Source organism: Mastigocoleus sp. MO_188.B34 (genome assembly GCF_030065675.1).
Taxonomy (GTDB): Bacteria; Cyanobacteriota; Cyanobacteriia; order Cyanobacteriales; family Nostocaceae; genus Mastigocoleus.
Genome location: NZ_JASJDK010000039.1, coordinates 25,811 through 48,153, shown reverse-complemented (window position 1 = coordinate 48,153; position 22,343 = coordinate 25,811). Strand labels below are relative to the sequence as shown.

The 22,343-nt window shown below is 35.3% G+C and carries 18 protein-coding genes and 1 pseudogene; 8 read left to right on the top strand and 11 right to left on the bottom strand.

The window, feature by feature from the left end:
* The first annotated feature begins 71 nt into the window (after positions 1-71).
* Entirely contained in the window at positions 72-509 is a 438-nt protein-coding gene (locus QNJ50_RS11725) for an AAA family ATPase (RefSeq protein WP_300635466.1), read from the top strand.
* Between the two features lie 220 nt (positions 510-729).
* On the opposite strand, the gene QNJ50_RS11720 is transcribed toward QNJ50_RS11725, so the two are convergent.
* From QNJ50_RS11720 to QNJ50_RS11710, 3 genes are all read right to left on the bottom strand, one after another.
* The gene (locus QNJ50_RS11720; RefSeq protein WP_300635465.1) at positions 730-954 is read right to left on the bottom strand and encodes a hypothetical protein; all 225 of its coding nucleotides are present in this window, start codon (positions 952-954) and stop codon (positions 730-732) included.
* A 914-nt stretch (positions 955-1,868) separates the two neighbouring features.
* Entirely contained in the window at positions 1,869-3,251 is a 1,383-nt protein-coding gene (locus tag QNJ50_RS11715) for a heterodisulfide reductase-related iron-sulfur binding cluster (protein ID WP_300635464.1), read from the bottom strand.
* 72 nt (positions 3,252-3,323) lie between these two features.
* Entirely contained in the window at positions 3,324-4,619 is a 1,296-nt protein-coding gene (locus QNJ50_RS11710; protein ID WP_300635463.1) for an FAD-binding oxidoreductase, read from the bottom strand.
* 353 nt (positions 4,620-4,972) lie between these two features.
* Between QNJ50_RS11710 and QNJ50_RS11705 the strand changes: the two are divergent.
* Positions 4,973-5,080 (top strand): annotated as a pseudogene (locus tag QNJ50_RS11705) (phosphotyrosine protein phosphatase); the annotation flags it as partial.
* A gap of 124 nt (positions 5,081-5,204) precedes the next feature.
* On the opposite strand, the gene QNJ50_RS11700 reads toward QNJ50_RS11705, so the two are convergent.
* Together QNJ50_RS11700 and QNJ50_RS11695 are read right to left on the bottom strand one after the other, a co-directional pair.
* The gene (locus QNJ50_RS11700; protein ID WP_300635461.1) at positions 5,205-6,044 is read right to left on the bottom strand and encodes a TIGR02452 family protein; all 840 of its coding nucleotides are present in this window, start codon (positions 6,042-6,044) and stop codon (positions 5,205-5,207) included.
* Between the two features lie 316 nt (positions 6,045-6,360).
* Entirely contained in the window at positions 6,361-7,317 is a 957-nt protein-coding gene (locus tag QNJ50_RS11695; protein WP_300635459.1) for a phosphoribulokinase, read from the bottom strand.
* Between the two features lie 499 nt (positions 7,318-7,816).
* Between QNJ50_RS11695 and QNJ50_RS11690 the strand changes: the two genes are divergently transcribed.
* The gene (locus QNJ50_RS11690) at positions 7,817-8,479 is read left to right on the top strand and encodes a class I SAM-dependent methyltransferase (RefSeq protein WP_300635457.1); all 663 of its coding nucleotides are present in this window, start codon (positions 7,817-7,819) and stop codon (positions 8,477-8,479) included.
* Positions 8,480-8,555: 76 nt separating this feature from the next.
* On the top strand, positions 8,556-9,449 hold the full coding sequence (locus tag QNJ50_RS11685) for an ABC transporter substrate-binding protein (protein ID WP_300635455.1): 894 nt from the start codon (positions 8,556-8,558) through the stop codon (positions 9,447-9,449).
* A 77-nt stretch (positions 9,450-9,526) separates the two neighbouring features.
* Here QNJ50_RS11685 and QNJ50_RS11680 read toward each other — a convergent pair whose 3' ends face one another.
* A complete protein-coding gene (locus tag QNJ50_RS11680; protein ID WP_300635453.1) occupies positions 9,527-10,225 on the bottom strand; it encodes a DUF2459 domain-containing protein in 699 nt (232 codons plus the stop codon).
* A gap of 848 nt (positions 10,226-11,073) precedes the next feature.
* Between QNJ50_RS11680 and QNJ50_RS11675 the strand changes: the two genes are divergently transcribed.
* Positions 11,074-12,393 (top strand): exonuclease SbcCD subunit D, encoded by a 1,320-nt coding sequence (locus tag QNJ50_RS11675; protein ID WP_300635451.1) that lies wholly within the window; start codon positions 11,074-11,076, stop codon positions 12,391-12,393.
* A gap of 150 nt (positions 12,394-12,543) precedes the next feature.
* Here the strand turns inward: QNJ50_RS11675 and QNJ50_RS11670 are convergent, their stop codons facing one another.
* Entirely contained in the window at positions 12,544-14,172 is a 1,629-nt protein-coding gene (locus tag QNJ50_RS11670) for a CocE/NonD family hydrolase (protein ID WP_300635449.1), read from the bottom strand.
* Positions 14,173-15,324: 1,152 nt separating this feature from the next.
* Here QNJ50_RS11670 and QNJ50_RS11665 point away from each other — a divergent pair.
* The 3 genes from QNJ50_RS11665 (at position 15,325) to QNJ50_RS11655 (ending at position 16,819) form a co-directional block, all read left to right on the top strand.
* Entirely contained in the window at positions 15,325-15,720 is a 396-nt protein-coding gene (locus QNJ50_RS11665; RefSeq protein WP_300635447.1) for a hypothetical protein, read from the top strand.
* Between the two features lie 45 nt (positions 15,721-15,765).
* A complete protein-coding gene (locus QNJ50_RS11660; RefSeq protein WP_300635445.1) occupies positions 15,766-15,888 on the top strand; it encodes a hypothetical protein in 123 nt (40 codons plus the stop codon).
* A 286-nt stretch (positions 15,889-16,174) separates the two neighbouring features.
* Positions 16,175-16,819 (top strand): hypothetical protein, encoded by a 645-nt coding sequence (locus QNJ50_RS11655; RefSeq protein ID WP_300635444.1) that lies wholly within the window; start codon positions 16,175-16,177, stop codon positions 16,817-16,819.
* A 227-nt stretch (positions 16,820-17,046) separates the two neighbouring features.
* On the opposite strand, the gene QNJ50_RS11650 is transcribed toward QNJ50_RS11655, so the two are convergent.
* The 4 genes from QNJ50_RS11650 to QNJ50_RS11635 all read right to left on the bottom strand — a co-directional run bounded on the left by QNJ50_RS11650 (position 17,047) and on the right by QNJ50_RS11635 (position 22,238).
* Entirely contained in the window at positions 17,047-17,826 is a 780-nt protein-coding gene (locus QNJ50_RS11650; RefSeq protein WP_300635443.1) for an MBL fold metallo-hydrolase, read from the bottom strand.
* A gap of 125 nt (positions 17,827-17,951) precedes the next feature.
* Positions 17,952-20,276, bottom strand: coding sequence for a S8 family serine peptidase (locus QNJ50_RS11645; RefSeq protein WP_300635441.1), 2,325 nt, complete (start codon positions 20,274-20,276; stop codon positions 17,952-17,954).
* A 214-nt stretch (positions 20,277-20,490) separates the two neighbouring features.
* Entirely contained in the window at positions 20,491-21,003 is a 513-nt protein-coding gene (locus QNJ50_RS11640; protein WP_300635439.1) for a hypothetical protein, read from the bottom strand.
* A gap of 941 nt (positions 21,004-21,944) precedes the next feature.
* Entirely contained in the window at positions 21,945-22,238 is a 294-nt protein-coding gene (locus QNJ50_RS11635) for a hypothetical protein (protein ID WP_300635437.1), read from the bottom strand.
* Positions 22,239-22,343 lie beyond the last annotated feature (105 nt).

Sequence of the window (22,343 nt, the reverse complement as noted above, 5' to 3'; positions counted from 1 at the left end):
CGTAGGTATTGCGTACGTCAAAGACCTAAAATATGAAGTTTGATGAACTAGATCGCAAGAAGACTTGATTTATGGAAGCAATTATTTTTATTGGAATCCAAGGTGCAGGGAAATCTACTTTTTATCGCGATCACTTTTTAGATACTCATATCCGCATCAATCTTGATATGCTTAAGACCAGACATCGAGAACAAATCATCTTTCAGGCTTGTTTGGAAGCTAAGCAAAGTTTGGTCATAGATAACACAAATCCAACTGTAGAAGATAGAAGTCGTTATATTATTCCTGCAAAAGCAAAAAAAATTCAGGTTATAGCTTATTATTTTCAGTCAAAGTTAGAGGACTGCAAAAAGCGTAATAGTCAACGTCTGGGGAAAAAAGCAATTCCTTTACCCGGAATATTAGCAACTTATAAAAAATTAGTTGCACCAAGTATTGAAGAGGGATTTGATATAATTTACTCAGTGAAAACTAATCCCAACTATTCATTCACTGTTGAGAAAATTTAATCAATTTTATAAATAATAATTCATAAATAAAAACAGGAGGATCTGCTTAAACTTTATAGTTACAAGCATTTCCTCCTCATTTGACTCGTTTATACAATTAGAGACTAAACAAGTCAAATTAATACTAATTAGGCTTACAAGAGCCTTCAACAATTAGTTAAGGTACTTAGTTGGGTATCCAACAATAAGGCTTAGTGAAAATATTATTAGATACTATCACTTAGAAGTAACGATAACCACGGTAGGGATAATAGTAATTATTTTCAGTCACATTTAATTTGACCTTAATCCCTGTGAAGTCTTTTCCGTTGCTCTTATAGAAAACTTCATCGTTTGTTTCAACAAGCTCATCAAAATTAAATGAAAGACCACCAGAAATAGTTGCTTGTTCTTCTGAATTTAATTCTTCAGAAATTAAATTGTCAAATTGATTTAGATTAGACATTGAACTAAATCCTCACAACACTGAAATATTATTTACTGAATGACAAGAAGCTTTTCTTGCTTCCTGTCAACAATCAATAATGTAAATAATTAAGGTGACAAAAATGAAATAAAAAAGTTACATTTTTGGCACTTTTTCTTTGCGAAATAAATAATATATATTTTTCTATTCTTGATGAATATAAGTTTAATGAAGTGATATAATTTGAGACTTTATATATATAGAAAATTATTAGTGATTCAAGCATCTTGCATCAACGGGATTGATGCTTACGATAACTTAATACTAAACAAAATTTATTGATTTAGCAATAGATGAAATAATAATTGACGTGATAAATTTACATGACTCTCTACAACTATTGGATGCCAACAAAAAATAGGAATGATGCAATATTTTGGTAGTGGTATTAAGTGCTGCTACTTAAGAAATAAGAATAAGTGAATCATGTCAGCAACTTGCTGCACAGGACTTATAGAGTGTGGATACAAGAACTTAATTATTACTATTGATTTATTATTGTATCGATTTTTATCATTTATTGGGTGTGAGAATATTAGTAAATCAATTAAGTTTGAGATAAGATTAAGTGTACGCTTTTACATATGAATAAAAATATTCACTTAATTCAAAAGATATTATTTGCCAAAAAAACTTGATGAATGGAATCTTATGTATGGATAATTTAAATAGATTTACTACATCACTCATCCAATAAATAGAAATTAATACTAGCTGTAAGTTATCGTTAATTTTTACAAAAAAATATGCGTCATCTCTGATTTATAACTGCAGTAGGATGACGCAAGTGTGAAGTTTATGATTTGTGCCTCAATAATTTAAAGTTAGAGGCTTAGGCTTAAAGAATTAGATTTCAAGAATTAAATTTCAAGAATTAAATTTAAACCCAAGATTCAATCTCTCAGTTTCACACCCCTAATTGCACGATCTAATAATTCCATTGGATGCATAATCTTAATATCTTTTCCTTCGGACTTTAGATGTTTGCTAATCTGCAAACTACAACCAGGATTTGCAGAAGTGATTAAATCCGCACCGGTGTTGATTAAATTCTGTGCTTTTTGTTTACCTAATTCATCTGCCACTTCAGGCTGTAACATATTATAAACTCCTGCACTACCGCAACATAAAGCAGCGTCTATGGGTTCACGTAACTTGACTCCAGGAATTTTCCGCAATAGTTGACGGGGTTGAACGCTAATTTTTTGACCATGTAATAAATGACAAGCATCTTGATAAACCATGGTTAGCGGTTCATTTGTTAATGGGGATAATTTTGCTGTGACACCAACGTCAATTAAAAATTCATTAGCATCTTTGACCTTAGCAGCAAATTTTTCGGCTTTTTCCCGGTACTCAGGGTCGTCGGCTAAGATGTGACCGTATTCTTTTAAAGTATGACCGCAACCTGCTGCATTAATAACGATAAAATCTACTTCTGTATTTTCAAAGCTATCAATCATTTGTCTAGCTAAAATCTTAGCTTGTTCGGTTTGTCCCTGATGTTCGGGAAGCGCAGCACAGCAACCTTGGGTCTTAGGAATCACCACTTCGCAACCATTAGCTGTCAACACCCTAACAGTTGCTTCATTTACAGGAGAGAAAAATAATCTTTGTACGCACCCCAAAATCACTCCGACTCGATAACGTTTCTTCCCTTGTGCGGGAACAATTGTCGGAAAATTATCTTGAAACGATTTTAGGGTAATTTGAGGCAAAATCGATTCCATTGCAGCTATACGAGGAGATATGCGCTCTAATAAACCAGTAGCGCGTACCAGCTTTTGGAATCCTAACTTTTGATAAATAAAGAGTGGAATCAGTAAAAATCTTAAAATTTTGGGGTAAGGAAACAGAGAAAAAATTAATTTGCGGAATAGTCGCTCCGGTAAACTACGGGGATAATTACGCTCAACCTGATGACGAGTTGCAGAAATTAATTTGTCATATTCTACCCCTGAAGGACAAGTACTAACACAAGCTAAACATCCCAAACAACTATCGAAATGTTCTGTAGTAGCAGTATTTAAAGCAATTTCACCTTCATTAATTGCATCCATCAGATAAATTCTTCCCCTGGGGGAATCCATCTCTTTCCCAATCACTCGGTAACTGGGACAAGTTGAAAGACAAAAACCACAATGAACGCAACTATCAATTAGTTTTGGGTCAGGTGGACGATTATTATCAAATCCTTTTAAATTTTTTATACTAGCTGTTTCACTATTTTTTAGATGATTACTAGTATTATTCGTATTGTTATCTGAAACTTGCATGACTAATTACCAACCCCCTAAATTGCCTGTCCCTGTATGATTTATTATCTATAGTTTTGCAATCTCTATGTTTTAAATAAATCTACCAGGATTGAGAATATTTTTTGGGTCAAATTGATTTTTTATACCTTGCATCAATTCTAAAGCATTACCATTATATCCCCATACGTCAATTTTACTTTTAACCGATGCAGGTGCCATTAAAACTGACAAAAAACCACTGTTGCTTTGACAAAGATTTCGCATTTTTAGTATTTCCCCTTCATGCTCGAATCGGGCTACACCCAAACCACTGCTGTTATGAATTAAAACTCTACCCACACTATTTAATATTTTCATTGCTGCAGAGGGTAATATTCCTATTTTGCAAACAATTGGGACATCTGTGTTAGTAAAATAGATTTGTTCTTGCAATCTGTTCCATAAGTTGCTTTCTTCTGACTCAGAAAATTTGGTTCCTTCTAAACCTAATTTTTCCCCAACTTCTAATAGTCTATTTGATTGCTCCCTAACACTTTCAGGTATATTTTGAAAGCGAACAATTAACCCCAAATTACTACCTAAATTTAGATCTGATATCAGTTCAGCAGAAAGTAAATCAGCTTGAGTAGGGGTTAAAGCAGAACCTCGAAGTGTTGTTGCTGCGGTAGATATTCTATCTGCATCTCCAGTTAGAATTACTGTTTCTGATGTTTGCTGTGTGGGATACACTCGAAAGGTCACTTGGGTAATAACACCCAAACTTCCATAAGAACCAGTAAATAATTTCATTAGGTCGTATCCGGCAACATTTTTTACAACTCTACCACCAGCACGAGCAATTTCTCCATCAGCGCGCACAAGACTAATACCCAATAACTGATCGCGGACGCTACCATAACGTTGTCTGAAGGAACCAGTATTAGCTGTTGCAATAATTCCCCCAATGGTCGCATCTTGGGGTGCAGCAGGATCGAGAGCAAGGAACTGATTTGCTGTTGCTAATATGGATTGCAACTCGCAAAATTTCATTCCAGCTTGGACGGTAACGGTTAAATCTCCTACAGCATGGTCAATGAGTTTATTGATGCGTTCGGTACTAACTACAATATCTACAGCTTCAACTAAATCGCCCCAGCTAATTTTACTACTACTTCCACAAACTAAAACTCGCCAATCTTGACGATAAGCCTCAGCCACGACTTTAGCTAGTTGTTCTTGAGTATGGGGGTATACCATCCAATTGGGAGGAGTGGAAGATGCAATTCCTTTCTCTATCTTCTTTTGTTGCTCAATTTCCAATTTTTTCCATGGTTTTACGGTATCTTTCTCACCTATAATCTCCATTAAGTGGGAAGACACCGAGTCCACACATTTATCACTAGACATGTTCTTATTTGTTTAAATTTTACTCCCATATCTAATTTACTTGTTAAATAGGGGCGATTTGTAGATGAAAATTCTTTTTTCTCAAGGGTGTTTCTACATCTTCTCGCTTATCAACCTTTGTCCTGTTTAAGAAAATTGTTTTTCTTTAGCTTTAAAATCTGTCGGTAAATGTCTCTTGCTTGTAAATCATACGTTACAGGACGCTAATAACAATGAACAAAAAGTATATTCTCTTGTAGACCTAGGAAACCCTTATATATTAATTTTATTTTTTATTTACAAACGCTTTCTTAGAAAACTAGAAAAAGACATAAATATTGCGATCGCATCAAAATTTATGCAATAAATATAGTATGGAAAAGTTGTTGTTTATTTGTAGTCAAAATAGATTGCGCAGCCCAACAGCAGAAGCAGTATTCTCTGAATATGAAGGTCTAGAGGTGGAGTCAGCAGGGATAGATATGATTTTATGCGCTAAAGCGCGATTACAAACCTATCAAAATTAATGTGGTCGAGTAGTAGTAGCGATCGCAAATACAATAGCGATCACATTAATTATTCTGTGATGAAGAACATTTATGATATTTAAACAGCAAAACATTTATCAAATTCCATAAATGTACCTTTATTTTTACTAGAATCTAAGACTGAAAAAATAACCTTTTTAAATCTACCCCAAAATAGACCATTAACGAGTAACAGATCTGCAAACATCCGAGCAACTAAAGAAGGTTGATTTTTAAATACCCCACATCCCCAAGCACCTAAAATCAGAGCATCGCAATTATATTGAGCAGCTAAACTCAATAATTTTGTCGCTCGACCATAAAAAACTTCTGGAATTTTGTCTAAGTCCGTGGGTTTATTCCTCAAAATTGCTCCAGCATTGGGCGCGGGACTAGTAATAAAATCTACTAGATAAGGTTCTTCTAAAAGAGTTCCATCATCTGTTTTGAAAACTGGACAATCTGGGGAATAAATCATGCGATCGCTATATAACCGGGATCCATTACGACGATGAAATTCATAGTACTCGGGACACAATAAAAGGCTTTTATAAAGTGCGGAACTGCGTACTAAACTCTCTTCCTGGGCTTGTGCTCCTTTAAGAAAACCACCACCAGGATTTTTTGCAGAAGCAAAGTTGAGAACGCAGATTTTTTCAAATTCTTGGCTTGCACTAATTCTCTGGGCTCCCGTCAAACTAGTTTCATTTTTAACTTCAAAATTGGTACTCTCATACTGAGGTTCACGACCAAGAATCTTCTGTTGAATTTCGAGGAGCTTTTCAGGTTCGTAATGTTCAGTTGTACCTAAGCAGCAGCGTAAACTCTGACCCACGTTAACTTCCTTACCCGTAGGAGAAATGTAGCTACCAATGTCAAGAATTTTGACTGTATCTTGTGCAATCGAAATTCTCCTCATTTTCTTTACTCCTCATCAACCAACCAATTACAAGTTTGATAGTGTTTACAGAATATTGTCTGTAATATTTGGATTACATACATGCATGTTACATTTTAACTACAATGAATGCAATATTGCGTTACGGTTTTGATAATAAGAGAAAATATGAAAAATGTTATGCATGTAATGCAGGGTTGGTATTAAGGGGGTTTTGAATTGAAGAGGTTTTATTTAAAGACTACTGATATAGTAAATGTCCTAACGAGATTACGTTGTGGAATCATGAAAGTTATAGAGTGTCTCACCTTATTCAATATTCTGTCATGTTAATTATCTACATTGCCGATACCGGGATACCGATACTGTGAGTTGCTTTAAGCATGTGGTAGGTAATAAGTAACTGAGTTAAAGCCAGTGGATAACTTTGCAAAGTCTCACCTGTTGTACCAGCTACTTTACCCAATTCAGGATTGCTTTCGCGATCGCACACACTCTTAAGATTTGGCATATCTGAACAAATAATTTGCTCTAATTTATTCACTTGTCCTAAGTTTGCATGACGGTCAACTTCCAGTACATCAACAGGTTTACTCATATCCCTATCTAAACCTAACCGAATAGAGGACATGGAAGTACCATTAGTTGATTGGATAATCTCAGTAAAATCTGGATGGGGAATGGTAGGACGTAATACCAATCGGACATTTAGTTGTCCGTTATTTTGCACGGTGTCTTCCTCTGGAGGATAGAAGCTAATAACAATATCCGACCATTGACGTTGGGGACGAATATAAGCTTCGGAATCTGGCTCTCTTTTTCTTAATTGTTCAAGTACTTCTTCAGGAGAATAACCTCGCTTTTGGGTATCCCGTTTGATTTTCCACTGAGCGCGTAAAGATTCTGGTGGTGCAAGATAAACCTTGACATCATAGCAATCGCGAGCAGCACGAGTTGAATAACCTAGCAATCCTTCAATAATCACAAATTTACTAGGTTTGATATATTCTGGGGGATCGAAACAGCCCGTTTTGTGATTATAAATTGGCTTGAGAATTGGTTGTCCTGTCCTTAATAAGGATAGGTGTTGTTGCATGATATCGAGATGATTGCAGTTAGGATGAACGGCTGTAATACCGATTTCTGCTCGTTGTTGTCGGTCATACTTATGATAATCATCCGTACAAATTACTGTTACGTTTTCCGGACCGAGTACCTGAGCAATACCTTTAGTTAAAGTTGTTTTTCCTGCAGCGCTGTCACCAACAATACCAAGAATTATCGGACGGCTCATCTTACCCCCTGAACATGCATATAGTTGATTTTCAAATTGTATGTTAATTTACTTATTTTATTATATTTTCATAAACTTCTCAATGACTATAATTATTTTTTCTAATGCTTTATGACACAAAAATCAGTGACAAAAAAAACAGGAAATGCTTATCTAAAGCAATTTAGTGTTAACTGAGGCAATAGAAATGATTCGTCAAGGTTTGCGGACAATTTTAAGTTAGAGTTGCTGTAAATTATTATTCTGAAGTGTATGTACCAAGCAAATAACCTTTGGGTTCCTTTGATTTTATTGGTTTTAATCGTATGTGCGGCAATTTTCTTTTCTTATGAATAGTTAAATCAATTAATTTTTTCAGTTTTCTTATACCCACAATAAATCTTACACGTACAATAAGGCTTAAGAATAATAAATGACATATTGTATAAACACCACACTGTAGTGAACGAACTCCAATTCTAATAGAATTACAAACTGGTTGTTAAAAAAAGCAGTAACAATGTCAATTAGAACTTTGGGCTTGGGAGAAAATCTACGGGAATACTTGCTTTCGGTATCTCTGCGAGAACCGGAGATTTTGACTTTGTTACGTCAAGAAACAAGTTTGCATCAAATGGGGATTATGCAAATTTCCCCCGAGCAAGGACAATTCATGGCTTTGCTAGTACAATTGATGGGTGCAAAAAAAACTCTAGAGGTTGGTGTATTTACTGGTTATAGTGCTTTAGTTATTGCGTTAGCCCTACCTAGTGATGGTAAAGTTATTGCCTGTGATATTAGTGAGGAGTATACATCAGTAGCTTGTCGTTATTGGCAGAAAGCCGGTGTGAGCCATAAAATCGATTTGCATGTTGCTCCAGCAGTGGAAACATTAGACAAGTTACTCAAAGCAGGGGAAGCGGAAACATTTGATTTTGTGTTTATTGATGCTGATAAGAGTAACTATGATAATTATTATGAGAGAGCTTTGAAACTCGTACGTCCTGGTGGTTTAATAGCTATAGATAATGTATTATGGTCGGGAAAAGTTGCAGATCCAGCGATCAAAGATAACAGAACAAAAAAAATTAGAGCTTTAAATCAAAAATTACATCAGGACGAAAGAGTTAATTTGAGTATGGTACCCATCGGTGATGGTTTGACTTTGGCGATGAAAAACTAAGCTGGGGGTGAATAATTGGTAATGGGTAATTGGTAATGAGGAGATTAGTATTTTTTAACTGGTGAATGTAAGATCTATGAATAGATGTTCTGCAGCTTTAGTCAGTATTCTACTACTAGGTTTCAATCTCGTTTCTTGCTCAAATATTACTGATGAAACGGTAAAAAATCAAAATTCTCAAGTAGTTAAATTTAAAAAATCTAATCAACAACAAGATTTACCACAAAGAGTTATAACACTAACACCTTTAGCTGCAAATTTAATTTACAATTTAGATGCAAGTAAATTAGTTGCAATCCCAAATAGTAAAGATACTAACAAAAAACCACAATTTACTAATTATCCAAAGGTTTCTCTTTACAGTAACGTCAATTTGGAAAAAATTATTGCACTCAAGCCCGATCTAGCGATCGGTTCTGAGGTGATGCATTCAGAAGCTTTAGCAAAACTGAAAAAATTAGGAGTAGATATTATTTCCCAAGAGATAAGAAGTTGGGAAGATTTAACAAATTTTACTCAAAAATTAGCAGTCCGGATCGGTGCTAATCCTCAACCAATTTTAGACAAGTATCAATCCTGTGTTGATAATATCCCGAAAAACGGTAAATCAGTTTTAGTTTTAACCGGTAGAATACCCACATCTTCCCCTAACAAAAATAGTTGGACGGGAGATTTATTAAACAAATTTAATTATCAAAATTTAACTGCTGATTTTCAATCAAATAGACCATTTTCAGGCTATTTAAATCTTTCACAGGAAAAAATATTGACAGCAAACCCCGATCTAATTTTTTTAGTTGAGTCTGATAATCTTAATCCAAATGTATTAAAAAAACTTCCCTTTTGGAAGAATCTAAAAGCAACACAAAAAGATCAGGTATATATTTTTCACCATGATGGTTTAATTACTCCTACTAGTCTTGAAACCATCACAGAAGTTTGTAGAAAATTACGTCAACTAGCAAGGTAACGCAAGTCATTAGCAAAGCGTGTCTGTAGGACATAAGTCAAAAGTTAAAATTAAAAAGTTAAAAGTTAGCAGCTGTATTAATTACAATTACTTTTGAGATGAAACATAATTGCAGTAGAAAGTCCATCCCAAAGCGGTGTATTGACGTTTGCTTTTCTTAATGCTCTTCCTGTCCAAGAGTTACAATTATTTAAAACTGAGTAATTACCAATTGCAGCATAAAAACCTGCATTATTTGTATGACCATTCCCAACACGGATATTTTGACCTTTTGTGTTTTGTTTAAATGTTGATAGGATAAACTGAATTAGTTGTAAATAATCTGTTTGAGTAATTTTGATACATTTAACTTGCGCGTAAGCTGGTATTGATTTATATCCTTTCACATAAATAACGGAAGGTGTAGAAATAAATAAAGCTGCAAAAGTAGTAGAAAATCTCCAATCTGCAACGGAAGGAGTTGACATATAAAAGTCGCGATCGCCCCATCCAAAACTCAAATAATTGTAATCGCGAACATTATCAATGCCGATTTTATCTACAGATAAATAGCTATGCCAATCAAATATTTTATTTCTAGTCGGTACTATGATATTGGAGTGAATTCCTGTATCAGAAATACAAACTTTAGTATTGCAAGCACTTTTTGCAGAATAATTCCATTTTCTCGGTATTAATGAAGCGATGGTCAAGAAAGTCAAAGTAGTTAATATCGTAGCGAAGAGAAAAATACTAAATTTAGATCCGAGGTAAATCAATCTCTTACTGGGTTGCATAATTCACAGGCTAGATCGAGAATTAAACAACTTGTAGATTAGCACTAATAACTTATATATAAATCACGCCAAATATATAGTAACTAAATATGCGATCGCTCAATTTAAAATCCCTCTCGATATCGGGAGGGAGTAAATTTATTTTTTTATGAAAATACGCTATTTCTGACTCTAAAACATATTCATTATGACGATAATACTGGCACTTGTAATCACTAACATTGCTCCCATAACTACAATGATGCCTAACTCGCTAGGAACTTTTGAATCGTTCATTTTATTAACATTCCAGTCTATCAGAATTATTTTTAATATAGCAATTTAAGTATATTTATCTATGAAAACAATTTAAAACTTAAACTTATTTCATATTTCTTAGTGTTTGTAGTTGTATATACTAGCAGTAAATTTACTGTTTGCAATAGCACATAGTTATGGGGATTAACATTTGAATAGAGAAAAAAATAGTATAAAAAGCAATATTAATGTTTATCTACTTATAAGTGTCAAATCTGATTAATCGTTTTATTTCGTCTTGAATAGCCTTTATAGACATAAGTCTTATATTGAAGGGTTTAATATATGACTTTAATTTGTTAAGTAATTATTTTGAATGATTAAAGTAAATAATAATTTAATATTTATAGTGATACCATGTAACAAAAATTTGATGTATACGTAAATCATCTTGCAGTTCCACACAAACAAACGTATATACAGAAATGGCACTTAATTATGGGATTTTAAATCGCTTAACTTCAGATATGCGAATATTTGGGTAGATAGAAAAATAATGCTGAAATTTAGGTTAATCAACAGCAACAGTTAATTACTAAGCACTAAAAATTATGATTAAGGTTTTACATCTGTCGGATATTCATATGGGAAGTGGTTTCACCCACGGACGTATTAATCCGGAAACGGGTTTAAATAGTAGGTTAGAAGATTTTATGGGTACCCTTGCAAGGTGTATCGATCGCGCGATCGGTAAAGAAGCAAATGGTGAACCTGTGGATCTGGTAATTTTTGGTGGTGATGCTTTCCCTGATGCGACTCCTCCACCATACGTGCAACAGGCTTTTGCAAGACAGTTCCGCCGTTTAGTTGATGCTCAAATTCCTACAGTATTATTAGTGGGCAATCACGATCAACATTCCCAAGGTCAAGGTGGAGCAAGCCTATGTATTTACCGTACTTTGGGAGTACCAGGATTTGTGGTTGGTGATACATTAACAACTCATCACCTTCAAACTCGTAACGGTCCAGTACAAGTAATTACTTTACCTTGGTTAACCCGCTCGAGTTTAATGACTCGTAAAGAAACCCATGGTTTATCTTTAGCAGAAGTCAATCAACTTTTAACGGAACGCTTGCGAGTAGTTTTAGAAGCAGAAGTTCGGCGTTTAAATCCGGATGTTCCCACAATCCTTTTAGCACATCTAATGGCGGATAATGCAACTTTGGGTGCGGAAAGATTTTTGGCTGTAGGTAAAGGTTTTACTCTACCAATGTCATTGTTAACCCGTCCTTGTTTTGATTATGTAGCTTTAGGACACGTTCACCGTCATCAAAATTTGAACAAAACTAATGACCCCCCAGTAATTTATCCCGGAAGTATTGAAAGGGTTGATTTTAGCGAAGAAAAGGAAGATAAGGGCTATGTGATCGTAGAGATGGAAAGGGGTAAGGTGGAATGGGAATTTTGTTCTTTACCGGTACGTAAGTTTTCTACCATTGAAGTGGATACATCAAAAGCAAAAGACCCCCAAGTAGCTATAATTAAAGCGATCGCAAAACAGGAAATTGAAGATGCTGTGGTAAGGTTAATCTACAAAATTCGTTCCGAACAATTGGACTTAATCGATACATCTGCGCTACATGAAGCTTTAAGTTCAGCACATACCTATACTATTCATCCAGAATTGGTCAGTCAATTAGCCCGTCCCCGTGTTCCGGAATTAAGCGCTAGTAGTAGTATTGACCCCATGGATGCGTTGAAAACTTATTTAAATAATCGCGAAGATTTGCAAGATATTGCAGATCTGATGATGGATGCAGCTCAGAGATTGCTTGGGGATGATGAGGAAGAATTAGAAGAAGAGGAAGAAACCGAACAGAAAGAAACAGTTTCTGCTAGTACTGAAAATACACAGTTACGTTTACTTTAATGGGTAATGGGTAATGGGTAATGGGTAATGGGTAATGGGTGATGGGTAATGAGTGATGGGTAATGGGTAATAAAAACCAAAAGTTATTCTACATATAGGTTTATTTTACTACCTTACCCAAATTGCTCTACCCAAGAATTATTCAAAATCTTAAGAGGAAACTGAAACAATTGGTAACTTCAGTTTAGAAGCTTTTTCCCCACCACTATAGATTTTCACCGTAATTATCTTCGCGTCTTGCAAAGTTGCAGAACTCATCGGTAAATTTGAACCTGTATTCATAACATACGCAGGAAAACATGCTGCACTCAAACTAAGTCTTAAAGCATTACCCTTAGTAATTTTTGCACATGTCGCCTGTAATTTAATATGTTTGGGATTAGATGGTTGGGAATTAGATTCACGATCACAGTGAAAATAACCCTGAGTCAAGTTATATACTTTCCCATCAGGATATACTTGGGATAATACAGCGCAAAGGTCATAACTCGTACTCTCAGCTTCACTCCAAACTTCAACAATAGCTTCACCTGCAATATCTAATGCTGAATCTAAAGGAGCAGTAGTGTAGGTTAAAACATCATTACGACAATCAATGTGCGATCGCTCAAAAGAACCTCCAGGTAAACCAGCATGACCACCTAAAGAAGGAACCGGTCGCCAAGGGTCGTGCACCAAAGCATCAACCGCATCTAGGATATAATCATCGGGATTCGTTGTCAGTTGACCAGAATCTTCACGGATGCTAGCAAGTCCCGTACTTGAGAAATGGTATGATTTATGGGTTGGATTAGGGAATTCAGAAAAAGTCTGCCAACTGTTTGCACCCATTTGAAATAAACATACGGTGGGTTCTTCAAATATTCCTGTATTAATATCTTTGAGGAATCGGTCGAACCAACGGATTTGCATTTGATCTACTGGACTTGCAGCTTTTACCCCAAAGTCAACTTCACCAGCTTGACGACCCCAGGGTAAATGGGTCCAAGGACCAATCAACAATTCTTGACGTTGACTATTTCGCGCCACCATATCTCGATATAAATTTAAAGTACCTCGCAGGTAAGCATCAAACCAACCGCCAATATGGAACATAGGTAAATCTACATCTTGAAGATATGTTTTGGGTGAAAGTTTTTCCCAGTATTCATCTGAATGTGAATGTTCTAACCAATCATGATAAAACGAATCCGGTGCAAAATTCTTCAGAACTTCCGGACGTGCAGGATTATGGTCATACAAAGGTAAATTACGAGCAGCGGTGAATAATTCTTGATAAGCTTGTGTATTCCCTTTTATCCTGGCTGTTTCTGTCGCCAATTGGATCGCCCAAGCAAGATTAGTTTGTAAACAAAATGCTCCACCTTCATAAGCCCAATCAGTATATAGATCATAGCCAATCATTGCTGGACAAATAGTTTTTAAAGCAGCTGGTTTTGCAGCAGCAGCGTATAACTGGGTCATTCCTTGGTAGGAAAAGCCATACATTCCCAGCTTTCCATTACTACCAGGTAGATTTACAGCCCAATTAACACTGTCCTCACCATCTTCAATTTCACGAGCAAATAATTTAAATTCACCCTCGGAAGTTCCTCGTCCCCGGACATCCTGAATTACTACAATATAACCTTGAGAAGCATACCAAATTGGATGGGCGTAGACTACCGTTGATGCAATTTCTCTACCATAGGGTTGACGCATTAATAATACAGGAAATTCCCCTACCGCATCAGGGCGATACACATCTGCATCCAAACGTACTCCGTCGCGGGTATGCATGTATACAGTTTCTTTAGGGCAGACTTTCAACATAATAATACAACTTAAGTTTGAACTTTTATATTTACAGTAATGACCTGAGATAATATAACGGTTTTCATTTGAATCAAATACATTTTTAAATTCCCAAATGTAGAGACGTAAAATTATGACCTTACGGTCACGCAATACCTAGAGCCTGCGGCGACGGCGTTAAACCTAACGGTATGGCTGCGCTTACACCGTTAGGTGCGCCTTTCCTCTAGCTGCGACCTACGGATCCGTTAACGCCATAGGCGCGGTCTGTTTTTAATTTTTACTTGGGCGTAGCACTATGATTACCGTTTGACTATCAGTAGCCCAGGACAATTTACTGGTGCTGCTAACTTCTTGTCTTATTGCATACATCTATTTACTTCAGTGAATCGGTAAAACTAATTTATGGCACCACGTAAATAGGTTAGGGCATAGGTAAACTATGAAACCAAACAACAAACTTTTTACTTGCGCGTAGCGCTATATGATGACACCAAAATAATTGGCACATTTCCATAAATATCACATATTTATCTCATATATACTGACATTAAAGCGGTGGGATAACGACCTCCAACAATCATAGTTCCCAGTACACAGTTTTATTCAAACACAGCACAAGTTTATAATTTACCTTTTCCCAAATTACCTACATTTTTAATTCATAGTATTAGGTTTCATATAACTAGATTTTTGAATTAGGATATTTTTTGCTATCTGTTAACTGTTTCCTATTCTCTGTTGCTAGCCGAACAAATCTAGGATTTCCTAACGTTGACTCTTAATTAAATCGGAGAATTAGTCAAAATATAACATTTTGAATATCCAAAGATTAAATTTGAGTTTGTAGTACAAATTATCCTTTATTTCTCCTCTCAAAATCTGCTATTTACTAAGAAGTAGTTTTAAAGCCCTCCAGTTTGATTGCTTCTGTTTCATCAGTTTTCTAGCATTATCATCCACAGTCAATTTAATTAGTAGAGCTTGTATTCACGAGAAAAAATATCGTTTTCTAGTTCAGCTATGAAACAGAACTAGATGTTCATAGCATTTGATATTTTACTGTTCTACTTTTCTAAGATTTCCGAGCCCGCAAACTAGCACTTCAAGAATCTCATTAATCCTGTTAATAAAACGATGAAATTCACTATTAATCCATTACTTTCCGTTAGTTTCGCTGTTTCTGCATTACTTGCAACCTCCTTATCTACTTTCGCAGGAGAGCAAAAATTAGCTCAAACTTTTAACGGTAATCAAAAAACTTCCACAAAAGGTGAAAACTATATAGGTTTGGGAACTGTTATTGGTGGAGACAGTGATTTTATAGATGCAGCAATCATCAGTAAAGTCAAACTACTAAATCTAGGTCGCTCCAAAACCTTATCTATTCGACCTTCAGCCGTTTTCAGCAATGGTGACTTGGATTTGCGTATCCCTGCAACTATAGATATAACAAAGGTCGATCGAGACTTAGGAGAATTAAACGGTAAAATCAAACCCTATGCAGGTGGAGGAATTGCGATAAACGCCTAAGAGGCGTTCCGCGAAGCGTTCGACTCAGGTGGAGATGCAGACCTGATGCTAACCGGTGGAATGGATGTTAAACTTACACCTAAATTAACCGCTACAACCGCTGCAAATGTACTATTTTTGGGTGATACAGAATTCGATCTAACTGTTGGTTTAGGATATAACTTCTAACAGGAAAAAAATTACAGCAAAATAATTCCAATTATTCTGTAACTTTTGCAACGTATTTTATTTATTTTCTTCCTATCGTTGGGTTATAAAATATCCCAACGATATAACTTGATTCATACTAAGGATTATGAATAAAATTAAAATAATCGCGATAAGATAATATTGTTGTGCTAAATAATATATTAATTAATAAAAAATAATGTTTTAAATGACTTAATGATGTTTAAAATAAAGTCTTCATCACAATAAGCCGTTTAAAAATATAAATTGCTGCCGGTCAAATATAATGCATAAATCACTTGTAAAAACAGAGAAATTGCCGGATGTATTAGCGGAAAAAACTCAAGAGAAAGAACGTATGCACGACGTTTTTTTACTCTTACAAAATTTATCGAATAGAGAAGAAGTAACAATAAAACTTATAATAGATAGTCTTTATGATATAGCTTCAGTTAATCTAATCAATAAAAAATTTAGCTATGGTCCCTTAAGAAAAATCTTAAAACCAATTAGTAGAATGTCCAAGCCCGCATTCCGTTTCTTCGCTTGGCGATGGTTTCTGAAAAATTTTCCTCCGTTAATCACCAAATGGCTCTATAAGCAGGTTTCTTTTAATACAGCTTCTAAGAAAAAAGCACAGAAACCAGTAACAACCATTCCTCAACAAAATGCACAGCTAGAAGCTGCAACAACGGCAAACCCAACATTAGAATTAGAATTAGAATTAGAATTAGCGAACCAAGAAAAAAGTCAGCAAATCAAACATCTTCGTTCTCGAATCAAGTGGTTGACAGGTGTGTTGATTGGGGTAATTACGATTTTTAGTAGTGGATTTATTTGGTTAGGTTATGAATTAGAGAAATCACATTCAAAAACAGTAGAAGAGTTGAAAATGCAGGTAAAAACCTTGGAAGCTGCAGTGAATAAATAATTGGTGCTAAGAACTCTAAACAATTTGTCCAACAATTCAAAACTAGTAGTGCATTTCATTAGTTTTCACGGGTTGTAGAGACGCGACATGTCGCGTCTATACAGGGTTTTTTGGTAAAACTAACCTTATGACTAACGCAACAATGCGCTAACAAAACTAATAGGATAGATTACTAATTTGCGATAAAGATGGTACGCTACAAGTAAAATATTAAATCAAGCAAAATATCAAGCCGACACAACTCTTTGCTTTAACTCAACTTCAAAGCGTTCTCCTGCTGATGGATCGATTACTTCAGTTGCTAAATTGTTCTTTTCTAATAGCGATCTAAAATCTGCAACGGTACCTTCAGCTTTAAGAAATTTTACTAGTAGACCTTCAAATTCTACATCGCCACCAGCTGCTGTTGGTAGCATAACTTGCGGTTGTAGCCACTGTGCAACTTCTAAAGCCTTTTGCTGACCTTTAATAAAAGGTCCGATCAAAGGTAAAGCTAGGTTAATGAGGGGTGTAATAACCACATCTATCGGTGCAGATTCTTTTAAGGAAGGTGAATGATAACCGTGGGGTTCATAGTAAAGAGTAAAACCAGTTTCCACTTCTGTCAGAATATAGCCATTTTCTACTAAAGTTGGACCAATGGGAGAACCGGGAACTGCTTTAATTTCAACTGTTCCATCTAAAACAAATGTTTCGCTATGGTCTAAAGAATTAATTTGAGTGTAACCTAATTCCTTTACAACCTTAGCTGCATTGGGAGAACCAACAACAGGAATATCATGGTCAAGTTCCTTGAGGGTTGGTGTATGGGCATGGTCTTCCAAACCCTGGGATAATAAAATTAGATCGATATTTTCTGGTATTGGACGTTCCTTGAGCTTAGAACCTTTAAAAAACCAATCAGCACCATTAAAAGTCAAGTTACCGACCAACCATGGATCGAGTAGTATTTTTTTGCTACCGATTTCAATTAACCAACTATTACTATCTAAATAAGTTAGGTGCATATGTATTTTTGTTAAGATAAACCCTACATTTATTATGTACCTGATATTGATGTTTTTGTATCGGTTGACCTAAACGCTGCACTAACGCGATCGCACAATTATTGAATGTTGGGTAAGTACTAAATCTAATATCTCCTCGTTCTTTGGGTCCTCCCGACTAAACGATTTTGAACTTCCCTTACTGCAGCATCTGCATTAATTAAACCACTTCCAAAAAAATATTTTTCTGCTGAAACCGATCTGGGTATCCTTCCCCGCTTCATTAATACTTGGTGTAATGATTTTTCTGCGTTAGAGAGTTTTAGTCCCCTGTAAGATGAAGTTCTCTTCAAAATCCTCAGAATTTCTTTTCGACTTAGGATTCGTTGCGGATCTTCTCCTTTCATCAGCGCAACTACACCCGCGACCATGGGAGAAGCAAAAGAAGTACCCTCAACCCAAATATATTTTCCTCGAGATAGTGGGAGAGTATTCCAAGAATACCTCGGTTTGTCAATTCCTTCCCATAATCCATTGACCCACTGACCACCAGTCGTCAAAATTCCACCGTTAACCCCTACCGAACGAGTTGAAACATCTCCACCAGGAGCAACCAAAGTTAATTCGTTACCAAAATTACTGTAGGAAGCGCGATTTCCTTTAAAATTGACACCTCCTACCCCAATTACATCTTCGATCGCTGCGGGAAATCCGATTCTTCCAATACCCTCATTCCCAACAGCAGCTACAAATACTAGATCGGGATTTTCTTTCTGTGCTCGAACTATGGTGTCTGTTTCATCAGCAGTTGGTAAATAAGAACCATAACTCATGTTAATAATATCTGCACCTCTGGCGATCGCATAACCAATTCCCTCAACAATTTGGGATACTTGGTACATTGTTTCAAAGCCAGAACTGGGACTATAAACTGTTTTACTAACTTTTATGGGTAAAATTTTGGCGTTAGGTGCAACTCCAACTACTCCATTTTTACCTTGGGGACGTGCAGCAATAACTCCAGAAACCCAAGTTCCATGAAATAAACTACTTACCTCTTTACGTATATGATCCCGTAAAGCTTGGGCGATTTGTGCTTTAGTAAGATGTCTAATCAGTTCTTTCCTCACTGAGGATATTTCTTGTAAAAAAGGATCGTCTGCATATTTTTCTAGTAATTCATCATCAGATAACAAAAAACTATCTTGGAAGATGGGACGAAACGTAGATAATTCGCGAGGATTAATTCGAGTATCCGGATCGTTACCAACAAAATCCCAACCGTGTTTTTCACCTCTGAGTTTATCCCGAACGTTACCTACCCGGTAAAGACTACCGATTAAATCTGGATGGTTCCATTGAATAAAGTCATCGAGTACTGCAACTACAACACCTTTACCGGCTTTTGATTTAGACCAAGCCGGAATTACGCTAATATCAGTACTAGGTTTAAGAGATCTGGAACGATTAAATAAGTTATCACTCAAACACCTATTAATAAAACTAGGAAACTGATCTAAACAGTAACTGAAAGGAGCGCTATTAAGATGCCATTGTAACGGTAGCAAACTTGTTTGAAAAGGATTTTTGATTTCTCTTTGCTCTCTAATAGTACCAAGTCTAATTCTTTGTGTGATGTTTGGTATCCCGCCAAATTTTCTTGCAAATGGGGATAAAAGGGAGCCATCAAAGGGATTTTTACTGAAAAATGGTAGAGATGGATCTATTGGTTTTACGTTTGTGGATGTTTTTAGGTTATGAGATAAATTAAAGTTAGGTGTTGCAGATTTAATTCCATCAAGGCGATACAAGCGATTAGCAACATCTAATATTTGTACTCCTGAAGCAGACAAAGATTTAACTAGATAGCGATTAGAACTAAAACGTAAGGGACGAATGATACTTAAATTGTGTCTTTGCAGAATTTTTTGTTTCTGACTGTTAGATATTTGTTCGTCAAAATGAAGAATAATTTCATTAGGGAGAATAATTTTTTCCCTATATCCACCAGTTATTTGAGGAGAAGATTTCTGTCTGGAAAACACAGGTAAAGTGTTTTCAACATAAGCCTGTTTTTTGAGAATTCTTTGGATTGTGCTAGTATCTCTGCGATTTGTTGAGGGTATTCTCATCAAAGCATAACGCTTCCCAAATGGCTTAATTCTCAGGTTTGAGTTTTCCAAGCTAAGATTTTCGTAGTTGAAATTTGTTTTCCCAGTAGAACGATTTAGATCTAGTTGTAATTTCAAATGTAGAGGTAATGAAGTTCTACTTTGAGCCTTGGGTTTAAAACTGATAGCAACTAGATCCTCTTGCAAAATCAGAGGGATTTTTTTATTGTAATAGGTATAAAATAATTTTTGATCTGCCTGAGAATCTGTTAGCAATGATGTTTGTGCTTTTAAAGGCTGAGTCTCAAATACGGGTAATAAACAAGTCAATAAAAGGATGCCAGACAAAAAACTCTTCATAGTATAGCTGCCTCGCAAATAGATTCTAAAATACAACTAGCAACAAAGATGCATAAAAAAATATACATTGATTACTTAATGTATACTCTATCTTTATAAGTTGTCTGCTTTTAGAGATACAAGCTACCCTAATTTAAATATAATTACGTAATATATTTAACTTAACTTGAAGGATTCTAGAATTTTTCCTAGTAATTACTAGGTTTAATTGGGTTTAATAATGTAATGCAAAATTTGGACTCGCAGATTTGACTCCACGTTCCCGATCCAGTTGATTTGCGATATCCAGAATCCCAGTACCCAATGTAGATTTTGACGTTACGATGTAACGATTTTTGCTAAAACGCAGTTTGCGGACAATCTTCAGTTGATATTTCCGGAGAATAGATTTTTGACTACTTTGGGAAAGTCCCTCATCAAAACTGACAATAATCTCGTTCGATAATGTTACTTTATCTTGATTTCTATAGCGGTTTGGCAATGCGGGCAAATTTTCATTGATATAGTTTTTTTGTTCCAAATACTCTTCTTCAGAGGAAGTAGCGAGTCTTCGGGGAGCAAATATATCTCCTTGCAGAGCAAGGGGGATTTTTCTACCGTAATAACTGTAAAATAGTTTACTATCGGTCTGATTTGGCAAGCTATTAGGTACTTGCGCTTTTAAAGGTTCAATATCTGCCAGCATTAAACCACTAAATATGACAATACCAGAGAATAAAAGCTTCATATGACAGATGCCTCACCGATATGTTTTAAGAAGACTTATTCTGAGATTACAAAGTTAGAGATAAATCATGAGTTAATTATACATAGTATTACGCAAGGTGGAAGTTGATTGATATACAATTACCTCGTAATGACCGCTACTGAAATATGACAAATATATCTTAGAAATTTAACTGAGTCTAAAGGACTAGGTAATGATTAATAAGTAACGCTTATAAGCTATAAAGCATGCTCAGTAAGCAATAGAGATTAGAAAACGATTGAGTTAAAACATGTTGTTTGAATTACTTCTCAATAAAATATATATTTGTTATTGAACTACTCCCAAATGTTACCACAAAAGTAACAATAACAACTAAGTGTTTTAGCGATTACTTAATATTTTTACCAATCAAACAAGTAATCATAAATCCGAGAGGCGGGTAAAATTATCCTACATTCGAGCAACATCATCTGGGAAGGTAAAAACATACCTAAATTTACTGCAGACATAAAAATTAAATTTGCCATTACCTAAAATTTTAGAGACGCACATCAAAGCGATGTCCAATAATAATAGACATCTCCAGAAATGAGATATCACCCCTGACTACATAAGGCTTTTATATTCTTTTTCGGAGATGTCTAATGCGTCTCTAGTTTATTAATTATGGTTTTAAGCAGTAAAAACTATAAACAAATTAAAGCCAATTCTGTTAGGCAAAAATAAATTGACTATGATCGTTAGTATCTAAAAGACTTGCTTCCTGGTTATTTAATATAGCCAAACTTTTATAAAACATGGAAATATTAGCAGAATATCAAGCAGAAATATTCTACGTACAATGAAGATAATGCTTATTTTACTGAAAATATATCCAGAGAATGAATGTTTATATTTTATTAGTGAATAAAACTAAGAATATCTTTCATTGCAAATAATAAAGCAGAAATATAAATCTTTTATTCCCAAGTTGCAGCATCTCGCAATACTTCAGGAATTACTTGTGATGGGGGAAATTCTAATAAAGTTTCTCTAATTCCCAAATAACCGGATTCAGCAAAAGATAATAACATTCGTCTCAGCGCTAACCACACTTCAGGTTCATATTCCCAGTCACCATAACGCCCAGCTTTACCAGCAATAGAACGCAAAGCCCAGAAATAACTATTCCTGACTGTAGAGCCACCTTTTTTATACTCTGGTACATCTTCGCGATCTAACAAAAGAATATCATTTTCAATTCTTGCTTTCATGGGGAGTTGATAGGAAATTAGAGATTGGACCGTCACTAAATTGACGGTTAGAACTTCTGCAATATATTAAAAATTTATCGCGGATTGCAAATAACTGAGGTACAG

Coding starts and splice junctions, on each gene's coding strand:
- QNJ50_RS11680 (WP_300635453.1), bottom strand. CDS start 10,225: ATGCAACCCAGTAAGAGATTGATTTACCTCGGATCTAAATTTAGTATT.
- QNJ50_RS11695 (WP_300635459.1), bottom strand. CDS start 7,317: ATGAGCCGTCCGATAATTCTTGGTATTGTTGGTGACAGCGCTGCAGGA.
- QNJ50_RS11665 (WP_300635447.1), top strand. CDS start 15,325: ATGAAATTCACTATTAATCCATTACTTTCCGTTAGTTTCGCTGTTTCT.
- QNJ50_RS11685 (WP_300635455.1), top strand. CDS start 8,556: ATGAATAGATGTTCTGCAGCTTTAGTCAGTATTCTACTACTAGGTTTC.
- QNJ50_RS11645 (WP_300635441.1), bottom strand. CDS start 20,276: ATGAAGAGTTTTTTGTCTGGCATCCTTTTATTGACTTGTTTATTACCC.
- QNJ50_RS11640 (WP_300635439.1), bottom strand. CDS start 21,003: ATGAAGCTTTTATTCTCTGGTATTGTCATATTTAGTGGTTTAATGCTG.
- QNJ50_RS11720 (WP_300635465.1), bottom strand. CDS start 954: ATGTCTAATCTAAATCAATTTGACAATTTAATTTCTGAAGAATTAAAT.
- QNJ50_RS11670 (WP_300635449.1), bottom strand. CDS start 14,172: ATGCATACCCGCGACGGAGTACGTTTGGATGCAGATGTGTATCGCCCT.
- QNJ50_RS11635 (WP_300635437.1), bottom strand. CDS start 22,238: ATGAAAGCAAGAATTGAAAATGATATTCTTTTGTTAGATCGCGAAGAT.
- QNJ50_RS11700 (WP_300635461.1), bottom strand. CDS start 6,044: ATGAGGAGAATTTCGATTGCACAAGATACAGTCAAAATTCTTGACATT.
- QNJ50_RS11655 (WP_300635444.1), top strand. CDS start 16,175: ATGCATAAATCACTTGTAAAAACAGAGAAATTGCCGGATGTATTAGCG.
- QNJ50_RS11710 (WP_300635463.1), bottom strand. CDS start 4,619: ATGTCTAGTGATAAATGTGTGGACTCGGTGTCTTCCCACTTAATGGAG.
- QNJ50_RS11690 (WP_300635457.1), top strand. CDS start 7,817: ATGTCAATTAGAACTTTGGGCTTGGGAGAAAATCTACGGGAATACTTG.
- QNJ50_RS11715 (WP_300635464.1), bottom strand. CDS start 3,251: ATGCAAGTTTCAGATAACAATACGAATAATACTAGTAATCATCTAAAA.
- QNJ50_RS11660 (WP_300635445.1), top strand. CDS start 15,766: ATGCTAACCGGTGGAATGGATGTTAAACTTACACCTAAATTAACCGCT.
- QNJ50_RS11675 (WP_300635451.1), top strand. CDS start 11,074: ATGATTAAGGTTTTACATCTGTCGGATATTCATATGGGAAGTGGTTTC.
- QNJ50_RS11650 (WP_300635443.1), bottom strand. CDS start 17,826: ATGCACCTAACTTATTTAGATAGTAATAGTTGGTTAATTGAAATCGGT.
- QNJ50_RS11725 (WP_300635466.1), top strand. CDS start 72: ATGGAAGCAATTATTTTTATTGGAATCCAAGGTGCAGGGAAATCTACT.